The following is a 13464-nucleotide window of genomic DNA, read 5'->3' on the forward strand; positions in this document are numbered from 1 at the left end:
ATTGCATGACGTGAATTGACGAAGATGCGTTGACAACCATGCGTGGATTTGACCAGAGTCCCGCCCGACATGTCTGTTGCGGGGAGAAAACTGATGTCGTTGCGCGCGCTCGTCCGGATTTCGCTGGTTGCGGTCTCAACCGCCCTCATTTTTCCGCCAGCCATGGCGGCGGAGCCTTCCCGCAAGGTCGTTACCACCCAAAATGGCGATTATTTCGGCTTCGACCTCAGGACGGAGCAGAATGTTTCGCTGGAACAATGCGGCGAGATTTGCGTCGGCGATACCGCCTGCAAGGCCTTTACCTACAATCCCAAGGTGAAATGGTGCTTCCTCAAGTCGGATTTCAATCAGCTGAACGCTTTCCCGGGCGCGGTTGCCGGCAAGATCGTGGAAGTGGCCGCGGAAGCCGATATCGGCGCGCCGCAGCGCCTGTCTTTCGTGACCGACAGCCTGCAGCAGGAAGCGCGTCGGTTGAAATCCGGCCTTGCGGCGAATGATGGTGAGGGCGAACAGGGGCTGGAAACCCTCGTGCAGACGGCGCGGCAGCAGGCAGCTGCGGGCAATATTCCCGATGCGGTCACGACCTATAAACAGGCCCTCGCAATCACGCCTGACGATGGCGCGCTCTGGGCGGAGCTTTCAGAAAAGGCGGCGCAGGTCACCGATAATTATACGATTGCCGGGCAGGCGGCGTCCGCCGCCATCAACGCCTATCAGCTCAGCCGCACGGTCAGCGCCCGTACCGAGGCCCTGAACCGGCTGGCGAAGGCTTTCGAAAGAACCCAGAATTATCGCGCAGCACTCAATGCCTATAAGGAGAGCCTTGCGCTGTCAGACAATGCGCAGACCAAGGCGGCCTATGCCGATCTGCGCACGCGTCAGGGTTTCCGCGTCATCAACAATACCGTGGATACGGATAGCGTCAGCCCGCGCGCCTGCGTGCAGTTTTCCGAACCGCTGGTGAAGAACGGCGTCGATTATTCCTCCTTCATCACGCTGGACGCTGCCGCACCCAAGGCCATTGAGGCCAAGGGCAGCGAAATCTGCGTGGAAGGCTTGACCCATGGCCAGCGTTACAAGATCGCGTTTCGCGCCGGCCTGCCGTCTTCGGTGGAAGAGCCCCTGGAAAAGCAGGTCGATCTCGATATCTACGTGCGTGACCGCGCCGCAAGCGTACGCTTCACGGGTGAGAATTTCGTCCTGCCGGGCACCGCGCGCCGTGGCATACCGATTGTTTCTGTGAATGCCGACAAGGCTGACCTGAAGCTTTATCGCGTCGGCGACCGCAATATCACCTCGCTGCTTGCGAATTCGCAGTTTCTGACGCAGATGGACGGTTACAATGCCGACCGCATCGAAAACGAGCTCGGCGAACTCGTCTGGCAAGGCTCGATCGATATCCAGCCCGATCTCAACAAGGATGTGGTGACGAGCTTCCCGGTGGATGAGGCCTTGCCGGAGCGCAAGCCCGGCATCTATGTGCTGACCGCCGTGCCGCCGGGCACCGCACCGGAAACATGGGATTCGCGCGCCACGCAATGGTTCCTGGTGTCCGATACCGGGATCACCACCTATGCCGGCACCGACGGCCTGAATGTTTTCGTTCGTGCGCTTGGCAGCGCAAAACCACTTGCGGATGTGGATTTGCAGCTGCTCGCCAAGAATAACGAGGTGCTGGGCACGGCAAAAACCGACGCGGACGGCCGCGCGGTGTTTTCCGCCGGCCTGATGCGCGGCACGGCTGCGCAGGCGCCCGCAATCCTGACTGCACGCAACGGCGACAAGGATTACGTCTTCCTCGACATGACACGCGCCGGCTTCGATCTCTCCGACCGCGGCGTGACGGGACGTGCAGCACCCGGCGCGATCGATGTGTTCAGCTGGACCGAACGCGGCATCTACCGCGCCGGCGAGACCGTGCATGCGGCAGCGCTTGCCCGCGATGTCGACGGCAAGGCAATCGAGGATCTGCCGCTCACTTTCATCTTCTCGCGCCCTGACGGTGTAGAGGACCGGCGTTTCGTCAGCGACGGCAAGGCGCTGGGCGGCCATGCGGTCGATTTGCCATTGCAGGCAAATGCCATGCGCGGCACCTGGACAATGCGCATCCATACCGACCCGAAGACGGCTGCCATCAGCGAAAAAAGCTTCCTCGTCGATGATTTCGTGCCTGATCGCACCGAGTTCGATCTTTCCAGCAAGGCAAAACAGATCGACCCGGCTGCGGAAACGGCAATCGACGTCGATGGCCGTTATCTCTATGGCGCGCCCGCTGCCGGCCTGACGCTGGAAGGCGAGGTCGCGATCAAGCCGACGCGCACCAGCGCCGATTTCGAAGGTTATCTCTTTGGTCTGGCCGATGAGGAAAGCGAAGAGGAAAACCGTACCACGCTTGCCGATCTGCCGGTTCTGGACGAAGAGGGCAAGGCGAGCTTCAATGTCGATCTGACCGACCTGCCCTCCACCACGCAGCTGCTTTCCGCCAACATCACCGTGCGCATGCAGGAGGCGGGTGGGCGTGCGGTGGAGCGCTCGCTGACGTTGCCTATCAAGGCGGAAGCCTCTGTCATCGGCATCAAGCCGCAATTTTCGGGCGACCTCGCCCAGAATTCCGTCGGCCGTTTCCACATCATCGGCGTTGATGCCGATGGCGTAAAACAGGCGATGAGCGGCCTCAACTGGAAGCTCATCAAGGTCGAGCGTAACTATCAATGGTATCGTCAGGGCAATTCCTGGCGTTATGAGCCGGTGGAATATACCAAACAGCAGGAAGCCGGCAGCTTGTCCGTCGATGCCAATGGCGGCGAGATTTCCGTGCCGGTCACCTGGGGCCGCTACCGGCTGGAAGTGGAGGGTGCCGGTAATGGTGCACCGGTTTCCAGCGTTGAATTCGATGCCGGTTTTTACGTTGAGGCAAGCTCGACCGAAACGCCGGATGCGCTGGAAATCGCGCTGGACAAACAGAGCTACAAGATCGGCGATACGGCCAAACTCAAGGTTTCCTCACGTTTTGCCGGCGAACTGATGATCACGTCCGGTTCCGAGAAGCTGATTTCCGTTCAGAATGCCGAGATCGGCGCGGATGGCGGCGAGATCGACATTCCGGTCACCGAGGAATGGGGTGCGGGCGCTTACGTCACGGCCACGCTGTTCCGGCCCGGCGATGCGCAGGAAAGCCGCATGCCGATGCGCGCCATCGGCATCAAATGGCTTGCCGTCGATCCGGCCGAGCGCAAGCTGGCCGTCACCCTCGGCGCGCCGCAGAAGACGCTGCCGCGCCAGCCGCTTGAAATTCCGATCACGGTTGCGGGCGCTGGTGTCGGCGAAAAGGCCTATGCCATCGTTGCGGCCGTGGATGTCGGCATCCTGAACCTCACCCGCTATGAGCCGCCGAAGCCGGATGAATGGTATTTCGGCCAGCGCCGGCTGGGGCTGGAAATCCGCGACCTTTATGGCCGCCTGATTGACGGTTCGCTTGGTACCACCGGCCGGTTGCGTACCGGCGGTGATGGCGCAGGCGCCGCCCTTCAGGGCAGCCCGCCCACCGAAAAGCTGGTGGCCTTCTTTGCCGGTCCGGTCGAACTCGACGCTAACGGCAAGGCGACGGTGAGCTTCGATATTCCGCAGTTCAACGGTACTGCCCGCATCATGGCTGTGGCCTGGACGAAGACGGGTGTTGGCCATGCTGTCTCCGATGCCGTCATCCGCGATCCCGTGGTCGTTACGGCCAGTGCACCGAAATTCCTCGCTCCCGGCGATGTCTCGCAATTGCGGCTCGATATCGCCAATACCGATGGCGAGGCCAGCGATTACCGGCTGGATGTCACAAGCAACACGGCCTTGACGGTCGATCAGGGCGAGATGTCGCAGACATTGGCGCTTCAAAAGGGCGGCAAGTCGTCGCTGACGGTTCCGCTGACGGGCGAACAGCCCGGCAATGGCGCAATCACCATCAGGGTTTCCAATCCCGCCGGTCTTTCACTGGAGCAGGTTCTGAATGTTCCGGTGCGCCCGGCCGTTCTGCCCGTCACAACGCGGCGCGAAATCAAGATTGCGCCGAACAGCAGCCTGACGATCAACGGCGATCTTCTGGCCGACAGCATGCTGCTCGGCTCCTCCGTCGCCGTCAATGTCACGCGTTCGCCCGCCTTTGATATTCCGGCGCTGGTGATGATGCTGGACAAATATCCTTACGGCTGCGCCGAGCAGACGACGAGCCGTGCTTTGCCGTTGCTCTACCTTTCGGAGCTGACGAAGGATAGTGGCATGGCCGAAGACCCCAATACCCGCAAGCGGGTGCAGGAGGCGATTTACCGGGTGCTGTCCTTCCAGTCCAGTTCCGGCAGTTTTGGCCTCTGGTCGCCGGGTTATGGCGATCTATGGCTCGATGCCTATATCAGCGACTTCCTGACCCGCGCCCGCGAGCAGAATTACGATGTTCCCGAAGCGGCTATGGTGCAGGCGCTGAACAATCTGCAGAACGGTCTTTCCTATGACAGCAACGTCAAGGATCGTGGTAACGAGATCGCCTATTCGCTTTATGTGCTGGCACGCAACCGCAAGGCGGCGATCAACGATCTGCGTTATTACGCCGATACGGCGCTTGCCGACTTCCCGACGCCGCTTGCCAAGGCGCAGGTTGCCGCCGCCCTTTCACTTTATGGCGATCAGGCCCGTTCGAAGAGTGTGTTCGGCGCTTCGCTCGATATGGCAAGCCGTGCCACCAATGTCAGCTTGGCGCGGGCAGATTATGGCTCTGCGCTGCGTGACGGCGCGGCGACGCTGGCGCTTGCGGCCGAAAGCCGTCCGGTTCCGGCCGTCGTGCCGCAGCTTGCCGGTGCGGTGGCGAAGGAATGGGAAAAGAAGCCCTATACCAGCACGCAGGAGCAGGCCTGGATGCTGCTGGCCGCCCGTGCCGTCAAAGGCGAGGACAAGGATATCCGCCTCGATGTGAACGGTGATCTGCAGACCGGCGGTTTCGGCAAGCGGATGAGCGGCGATGAATTGCTGGCAGCTCCCTTGAAGATCGCCAATGCGTCGGCCGATCCGGTTACGGCTGTTGTCACCACCGTGGCACCGCCGGCCCAACCGCTTGCGGCGGGCGGCGAAGGCTTCACCATCACCCGCACCTATTATTCCATGGATGGCGAGGAGGTGAACCCGAGCGAGGTCACGCAAAACGAGCGTTATGTCGCGGTGCTGAACGTCGTGCCGCAAAATAACTGGCAGTCGCGCATTCTCGTGACGGATCTGCTGCCCTCCGGTTTCGAAATCGACAATCCGAGCCTCGTCAATTCGGCAGCGCTTTCGAATTTCGACTGGTTGCCGGAAACGGAAGCGGCCCATACCGAATTCCGCTACGACCGCTTCGTGGCGGCCTTCGACCGCTCGGCCGGCGACAGTTCGGAGATCACGCTTGCCTATGTCGTCCGCGCCGTCACTCCGGGCACTTATGACCATCCGGCAGCCTCGGTTGAAGATATGTACCGGCCGCAATTTGCCGCCCGCACGGCAACCGTCCGCATGGAGGTGCGCTCGGCAAACCCATGAGGCGACGCAAGGCGATCATCGTCGGCATCGTGTCAGCCGCGCTGCTTCTCGGCGGCGCGGCCTTCGGTCTTGATGCACTGGACAAGGCCTATCCGCCGCCGCTGGAGGCTGCGCAGCAACGATCCTTCGAGGTGCTGGACCGCGACGGCAAGCTGTTGCGCGCCTTTGCGACATCGGACGGCCGCTGGCGGCTGAAAACGGCTGCAGCCGAGGTCGATCCGCAGTTCCTGCGCATGCTGGTCGCTTATGAGGACCAGCGGTTCTACGATCATCACGGGGTCGACCCATGGGCGCTTATGCGCTCCGCCTGGCAACTGGCCAGCAACGGTCGGATCGTCTCAGGCGCCTCGACTCTTTCCATGCAGGTGGCGCGGCTGATCGAGCCGCGTGCCGACCGCTCATTCTCGGCAAAATTGCTGCAGGCCATGCGGGCGCTCCAGATCGAAAGACGGCTCGACAAGGCTGATATCCTCGATCTTTATCTGAATATCGCGCCCTATGGCGGCAATCTCGAAGGCGTCAGGGCCGCAAGCCTCGCCTGGTTCGGCAAGGAGCCGGGCCGGCTCGATACGGCGGAGGCGGCCCTTCTGGTGGCGCTGCCGCAGTTGCCGGAGAAACGTCGTCCGGACCGTTTTCCGGAAGCGGCAAGGCAGGCGCGCGAGCGAGTGCTGCAACGGCTTGCCGTCGAACGCGTGGTGGGCGAAGGGGAAGCGGAGCGGGCGTCTCTTTCCGCCGTGCCCGCCAGCCGGCGCGACCTGCCGGCTTATGCGCCACATATGGCCGTCGCCGCGCGGGCGAAATTTCCGAATACCACAGAAGCGCGCTCGACGCTGAAACTGCCGATCCAGCGGGAGCTCGAGGGGGTTGCCCGCCATGCGGCGGAAAAGCTCGGAGACAAGGTCTCCGTCGCGATCGTCATGGCCGACGCGCAGACCGGTGATATTCTCGCGGAGGTCGGCTCGGCGGATTATCTCGATACGGCGAGGCGCGGTTTCGTTGAGATGAGCCGGGCGATACGCTCGCCGGGTTCCACCCTCAAGCCGTTCATCTATGGCCTTGCCTTTGAAGACGGTCTTGTCGGGCAGGAAACCATCATCGAGGATCGCCCGGCGGATTTTTCCGGTTATCGACCGCGCAATTTCGATATGCATTATCAGGGCGATGTGAGCATCCGGCAGGCCCTGCAACTGTCGCTCAACGTACCCGCCGTCAAGCTGCTGGATGCCGTCAGCCCATCGGCGCTGATGGTGCGGTTCCGGCGGGCGGGCGTCCGGCTGGTGCTGCCGTCAAGCGAGGCGCCCGGACTTGCCATTGCGCTTGGCGGGGCGGGTATTTCGCTTGTTGATCTGGTGCAGCTTTATGCCGGGCTTGCCGGCAACGGTGATCCCGTGCGGTTGGGCGACGGCGTCCGCTCAGTCCCTGAGCGCCTTGCCGGTGACCGGCTGTTTTCCGATGCTGCGATCTGGAATGTCTCCGACATACTTTCCGGCGTGCTGCCGCCGCTCGGTATGAAACAGCGCGGCATCGCCTACAAGACAGGCACGAGTTACGGTTATCGCGATGCCTGGTCGGTGGGCTATGACGGGCGGCACGTGATCGGCGTCTGGGTCGGCCGGGCTGATAATGGCGCGGTGCCGGGTATTGCCGGTTACGCGACAGCGGCCCCGATCCTGTTCGAGGCCTTCGCAAAATCCGGTGTGGCGATCACGCCGATGCCCGGCGCACCCTCCGGTGTGGCGCGCGTTGCCGTCACCGACCTTCCCGCCAACCAGCGGCGTTTCACCCTGACCGCAAGCGGCCTGCTTTCGGCCTCGAGACGCGAAAGCGCCCCGCGCATCGTTTATCCGCCGGAAGGAGCAAGGGTTGAGCTTTCCGGCCAGTCGGGCATTTCACCGCTGGTGCTGAAGCTGCAAGGCGGGCGCGCTCCCTTCCGCTGGCTCGCGAATGGCATGCCTCTGCCCGACGCTTCCCATCGCCGCAACAGCGAGTGGCGACCCGAGGGGCAAGGGTTTTCCACCCTCACGGTGATCGATGCCGATGGCCGCGCCTCGAGCGTGCGGATTTTCGTCGAGTGATTTTTGCGGCCTGACAGTGCCGCTTTCAACTGCTGTTCCCCAAAAGCGATATAGAACATATCCAGGAAAAGTGGCTCCCGGGTTTCCCTCCGGAAATGCGACAACGCTCCAGTCGTGCCGTGCGGTCCGCGAAGCCCCGGCATCCGGGTCTGGCGCTCTCCCCAATCATCTTCCGGCGTATAGTGGCCCGCGGCCCACGAGTGAGATTTTGGAAATTTTATTGCCGTATAGAAATCCTGCAATTTTTGTTGCGAATCCTGTTCCATCCCGCTATGTTGAAACTGCGCCCGGAAAATACCCGGTCGCATGGGAGAGACGGGCGCAGCACTAAAGCTGCGCGCAAACAGTGCTGCTGTTTCGACTGATCGACAGGACATGACTTCGCTTGAGGCGGATTTTGCTGCTGCATCCGTCACCGGCGAAGCCATGCCTGGAGACGGCCGGGAGGCGCCGGTTTGGGTGATCGCACACATTCGTCACGTGCGGGGAAAAGAGGAGGAGAAAATCTCGTGATCAAAAAAATCGTAATCACAACCGCATTCTGCGCCCTGATGGCAAACGCTGCCCATGCCGAGAAGATCGGCGTGGCAATGTCGCTCTTTGACGACAATTATCTCACCGTATTACGTCACAACATTCAGCGCCATGCCAAGGACCTCGGCGTCGAAGTCCAGATGGAAGATGCGCAGGGCGATATCGCCCGCCAGCAGTCGCAGATCGAAAACTTCGTGGCGGCTGGCGTTGATGGCATCATCACCATGCTGGTGGATGCGGATTCCGGCAGGGCGATGTCGAAGATTGCCGATCAGGCGGGGATCCCGCTGGTCTTCGTGAACATGCTGCCGGCCAATATGGAAAAATTCCCGGAAAAGCAGGCATGGGTCGGTTCCAATGAGGAACAGGCCGGCGAATTGCAGGCAACAGAGGTTTGCAAGCTTGCCAGCGGCAAGGGCGATGCGGTCATTCTCATGGGGCAACTCGGTACCACCGGCCAGCGCGGCCGCACCGCGGCGGCTGAACGTGTCCTCAAAAGCGATGCCTGCAAGGACATCAAGGTGCTGGACGCGCAGACCGCAAACTGGATGCGGACTCCCGCCATGGACCTGATGACGAACTGGATCACATCCGGAATGAAGCCGACCATCGTGCTTGGAAACAATGATGAGATGGCGCTCGGCGCGATCCAGGCGTTGAAATCATCCGGCGTCGGCATGAAGGATGTCATTGTCGCCGGTGTTGATGCAACGCAGGATGCGCTGGCGGCGATGGAAGCGGGCGACCTTGACGTCACCGTCTACCAGTCCGCCAAGGGTCAGGGCGAAGGGTCTCTCGATACCGTCCTTAAAATCGCGCGCGGTGAAAAATTCGAGCACAAGGTCGATGTGCCCTTTGAACTCGTCACCCCCGCCAATGTCGCTCAATACAAGTCCAACAACTGATTTGTGGCCGGCGACCGGGCATTGTCTCGGTCGCCGGCACAGCAAATCACGGCCCGGCCGCTGGCCGGATAAAGGACGGGTGAGATATGATTTCCACAACCACCTTAGAGGCGATCGAACGCTTCAAGCAGGCCGCCGGCCCCTACCTTCTCGAAATCGAGGGGGTGCGCAAGGAATTTCCGGGTGTCGTTGCGCTGGATGATGTGCAGTTTCGGCTGCGCCCCGGTTCCGTGCACGCGCTGATGGGCGAAAATGGCGCCGGCAAGTCGACGCTCATGAAGATCATCGCCGGTATTTACAGCCCGGATGCCGGCACCGTCAGGCTGCGAGGAGAGGATGTCCGCCTCAAAAGTCCTCGGGATGCGCTGGAGCGCGGCATCGCCATGATCCATCAGGAGCTGGCGCTGATGGACTGGATGACCGTGGCGGAGAATATCTGGATCCGCCGCGAACCGAAAAACCGTCTCGGCCTCATAGACCATGCGAAAATGCTGGCGGAGACGCAGGCGCTGTTTAACCAGCTGAAGATCAATATCGATCCGGCGGCGGAGGTCAGCACGCTGACGGTGGCGCAGCGGCAGATGGTCGAAATCGCCAAGGCCGTCAGTTACCAGTCCAGCGTGCTCATCATGGATGAGCCGACATCGGCCCTGACGGAGTCCGAGGTCGCGCATCTCTTCGATATCATCCGCGATCTGCGGTCACGCAATATCGGCATCGTCTACATCACCCACAAGATGAACGAGCTGTTCGAGATCGCCGACGAGTTTTCGGTGTTTCGGGACGGGCGATATGTCGGAACCCATGCGAGCACCGATGTCACGCGCGACGACATCATAAAAATGATGGTCGGACGCGAGATCACCAACATGTTTCCCAAGCAGGAGGCATCGATCGGCGATGTGGTTCTCGAGGTCCGCGATCTCGGCTTGTCCGGCGTTTTCCGCGGTATTTCCTTCGATCTGCATCGTGGCGAAATCCTCGGCGTGGCGGGGCTGGTGGGATCCGGCCGTTCCAACGTCGCCGAAGCGATTTTCGGAGTGGTGCCGGCGAGCGAAGGGACCATCCGCATCAACGGCGCCCCGGTCACGATCCATTCGCCGGCGGATGCGATGCGCAGGGGCATGGCGCTGCTGACGGAAGACCGCAAGGCAACCGGCTGTTTTCTGCCGCTTTCGATCCTTGAAAACATGCAGATCGCGGCCCTCCAGAATGGCCATGCGGCGATGGGTTATGTTGATGAGCGCGGTTTGACGGTGCTGTGCAACGACATGAAAAAGGCGCTGCGCATCAAGACGCCCGATCTCGACGAGCGGATCGAAAACCTGTCCGGCGGCAACCAGCAGAAGGTGCTGATCGCCCGCTGGCTTCTGACGAAACCGGCAATCCTCATCCTCGACGAGCCGACGCGCGGCATCGATGTTGGCGCCAAGGCGGAAATCCATCGCCTGATTTCCAGTCTGGCGAAGGAAGGTGTCGCCGTCATCATGATCTCGTCGGAACTGCCGGAGGTTCTCGGCATGTCCGACCGGATTGTCGTGATGCATGAGGGGCATATGACCGGGATTCTCGATCGCGCCGACGCGGACCAAGTCAAAATCATGGAACTGGCGGCCCGCTGAGGCTGCGACGGCGGCAATGCCGGGGAGGAAAAATCATGGATAGCGTACAGACCGAACCGGTCGAACGGAAAAGGCGCAAGCTGCCGCAGGAACTGAATATTCTGACCGTGCTGATCGGCGTCGCACTTGTATTTGAGTTGCTCGGCTGGTTCGTGCAGGGGCAGAGCTTTCTCGGCAGTCCGCAGCGCCTGACGATCATGATCCTGCAGGTCTCCGTCGTCGGCATCATCGCCGTCGGGGTCACCCAGGTCATCATCACCGGCGGCATTGACCTCAGTTCGGGCTCGGTGGTGGCGATGACGGCCATGATCGCCATGAGTTTTGCGCAAAGCAGCGATTTCGCCCGGGCGATCTATCCGGCGCTTACCGATATGCCCGTGGTGGTGCCGCTGGCCGTCGGCCTCGGTCTCGGCCTGATTGCCGGCATCGTTAACGGCATGCTCATCGCGGTCACGGGAATACCGCCCTTCATCGCCACGCTTGGCATGATGGTGACCGCACGCGGCATCGCCAAGTGGTATACGAAGGGGCAGCCGATCTCCTTCCCGACGGAGAGCTTCGCATCGATCGGCTCGGGCGCATGGCCGGTCGTCATCTTCCTTCTCGTCGCCGTTACCTTCCACATTGCCCTGCGCTATACGCGTTATGGCAAGTTCACCTATGCGATCGGCGCGAACATGCAGGCGGCCCGCGTGTCGGGCATCAATGTCCAGCTGCATCTGGTCAAGGTCTATGCCATTGCCGGCCTGCTCGCGGGTCTCGCCGGCATCGTCACCGCCGCCCGTGCGGAAACGGCGCAGGCCGGCATGGGCATGATGTACGAACTCGACGCCATCGCTGCGGCGGTCATCGGCGGCACATCCCTTTCCGGCGGGCGGGGACGCATTTTCGGCACCGTTATCGGCACGGTGATCCTCGGTCTGATGATGTCGGGCTTCACATTTCTGCGTGTGGATGCTTACTATCAGGAGATCGTCAAGGGACTGATCATCGTCAGCGCGGTCGTTGCTGATGTCTACCGTCAAAAAGCCCGGCTCCGGAAGGGCTGATATCCATGCGCGCGGTGCCCCGGCAGGGGTGCCGGGAGTAATGCCGAGGAGATGCGCTTGAACCTTTTCAACTCTCCTCTGGAACTGGGCGTCACCGTGCTTGCCGTCGTGCTGGTCGGGCTTTCCAAGGGCGGGCTCGGCGGCATGAGCCTGCTTGGCGTGCCGCTGATGGCGCTGGTGATGTCACCGGTCACGGCGGCCGCCATCCTGCTGCCCATTCTGGTGGTCATGGACATGGTCGGTGTGGCGGCCTGGCGCAAATGGGTCGACTGGCGGATCATGCGACAGCTTCTGCCGGCAGCTGTTCTCGGCATCGGGCTTGGATGGATGACCGCCGAGATCACCTCGGATGCCGTGGTGCGCCTGATCGTCGGCCTTGTCTCGGCCGTGTTCGTGCTGCGCGTCGTGCTTTCAAGGGGCGTTCTGGTGACGGTTGCGAAGGAGCGGCCGATGGCGGGACGCTTCTGGAGCCTGCTTGCGGGTTACACCAGTTTCGTCGCCCATGCGGGTTCGCCGCCGCTGCAGGTCTATCTGCTGCCGCTTCGCATGGACCCGAAGGTTTTCACCGGCACCAATGTGATGTTCTTTGCCATCACCAATGTGCTGAAACTCGTGCCCTATGCGGCTCTCGGTGGTTTCGGCGCGCAAAATCTCGGCCGCGCCGCCCTGATGGTGCCGTTGGCGATCGTCTCCACATGGCTTGGTGCCTGGACGGTGCGCCACATGCGCGCCTCGATCTTTTATCCGCTGACCTATGTGTCCGTGGCGCTGGTGGCGGTGAAGCTGATCTGGGACGGCGTGACAGGGCTTTGAGTGTGAGTGCCTAGAGGCCGGTCACCGTCGGAATGCGCGGCGCGGTCTCGTTTTTCTGAACACGGGCGGCAACGGCGACAGCCAGAGCCTGCGCAAGGCACATCGGCGCTGCCAGAGACCGGGAAAAGCTGTAATCATGCTCGGGGACCGAGAACAGGACCTTTGCCGATTTTGCCAGCGGCGACAGGGTGCTGTCGGAAATCGCCACGGTCGGCACACCGATCTTTTCCGCTTCCTCGACGATATTCACCACTTCCGTCGCATAAAATCGGAAGGACACCGCGATCAGCACGTCACCGGTCTTCATCGTCCGCGCCATATGGGTGGCGAGCCCGCCGCCCGGATCGAGAAGGATACATTGCTTACCGAGCATGGTGAGGATGTAACGCAGCAGCTCCGCCACCGGTGCGGAGCGCAGCTGGCCGACGAGATAGACGGTGCCGGCGGCCTCGATCAGATCGGCGGCGGTGCCGAGCTGTTCGGCGCTGATGCGTTCGAGCAGGTCCTGTAGCGAGGCGATATCCCTGACGACCAGATCGTGAAGGAAACCGTATTCCGAACGGTCCTCGCGGCTCTGCAATTCATCGTCGAGCGCGCGCACGCGTGCCTCGAAACCCGGAGCCGCCGTCGCCAGCCGTTTCTGGAACAGCGCCTGCAGCTCCTTGAAACCCTTGTAGCCCAGCGACTGCGCAAACCGCACGAAGCTGGAGGCGTGGATGTTGTGCCGCTCTGCAATGGTATTGACCGAATGCACGGCGACTTCATTGGGGTTCTGCGTCAGATAAACGGAAATCCGCTGATAGGTCTTGCTCATCTGATCATGACGATCATGGATGAGGCGGATCAGTTCTTCGTAATCTTTCGGAGGGTCGACGGGCTGCGGTTGTTGCTTCATGGCATGATCTTGCAATATTTA

The 13464-nt window shown here is 61.5% G+C and carries 8 protein-coding genes; 7 read left to right on the top strand and 1 reads right to left on the bottom strand.

Annotated features, from left to right (window positions below; genetic code table 11):
- Nucleotides 1-93: 93 nt before the first annotated feature.
- The 7 genes from ACIQUH_RS08860 to ACIQUH_RS08890 all read left to right on the top strand — a co-directional run bounded on the left by ACIQUH_RS08860 (nucleotide 94) and on the right by ACIQUH_RS08890 (nucleotide 12548).
- Complete coding sequence (locus ACIQUH_RS08860) at nucleotides 94-5550, top strand: MG2 domain-containing protein (RefSeq protein WP_400813810.1); 5457 nt, start codon at nucleotides 94-96, stop codon at nucleotides 5548-5550.
- A complete protein-coding gene (gene pbpC, locus ACIQUH_RS08865; RefSeq protein WP_400813813.1) occupies nucleotides 5547-7625 on the top strand; it encodes a penicillin-binding protein 1C in 2079 nt (692 codons plus the stop codon). The genes ACIQUH_RS08860 and pbpC overlap by 4 nt, the downstream gene beginning before the upstream one ends.
- 306 nt (nucleotides 7626-7931) lie before the next feature.
- The gene (locus tag ACIQUH_RS08870) at nucleotides 7932-8138 is read left to right on the top strand and encodes a hypothetical protein (protein ID WP_110758044.1); all 207 of its coding nucleotides are present in this window, start codon (nucleotides 7932-7934) and stop codon (nucleotides 8136-8138) included.
- Complete coding sequence (locus ACIQUH_RS08875; RefSeq protein ID WP_161991693.1) at nucleotides 8138-9064, top strand: substrate-binding domain-containing protein; 927 nt, start codon at nucleotides 8138-8140, stop codon at nucleotides 9062-9064. The genes ACIQUH_RS08870 and ACIQUH_RS08875 overlap by 1 nt, the downstream gene beginning before the upstream one ends.
- An 86-nt stretch (nucleotides 9065-9150) precedes the next feature.
- On the top strand, nucleotides 9151-10686 hold the full coding sequence (locus tag ACIQUH_RS08880) for a sugar ABC transporter ATP-binding protein (protein WP_400813817.1): 1536 nt from the start codon (nucleotides 9151-9153) through the stop codon (nucleotides 10684-10686).
- A gap of 35 nt (nucleotides 10687-10721) precedes the next feature.
- Nucleotides 10722-11735 (top strand): ABC transporter permease, encoded by a 1014-nt coding sequence (locus ACIQUH_RS08885; protein WP_046799878.1) that lies wholly within the window; start codon nucleotides 10722-10724, stop codon nucleotides 11733-11735.
- Nucleotides 11736-11792: 57 nt separating this feature from the next.
- Complete coding sequence (locus tag ACIQUH_RS08890) at nucleotides 11793-12548, top strand: sulfite exporter TauE/SafE family protein (protein WP_236774974.1); 756 nt, start codon at nucleotides 11793-11795, stop codon at nucleotides 12546-12548.
- A 10-nt stretch (nucleotides 12549-12558) separates the two neighbouring features.
- Here the strand turns inward: ACIQUH_RS08890 and ACIQUH_RS08895 are convergent, their stop codons facing one another.
- A complete protein-coding gene (locus ACIQUH_RS08895) occupies nucleotides 12559-13443 on the bottom strand; it encodes a MurR/RpiR family transcriptional regulator (RefSeq protein ID WP_080819437.1) in 885 nt (294 codons plus the stop codon).
- Between the last annotated feature and the right edge of the window lie 21 nt (nucleotides 13444-13464).

The sequence above is a fragment of the Agrobacterium sp. NPDC090283 genome (assembly GCF_044769685.1).
GTDB lineage: Bacteria > Pseudomonadota > Alphaproteobacteria > Rhizobiales > Rhizobiaceae > Agrobacterium.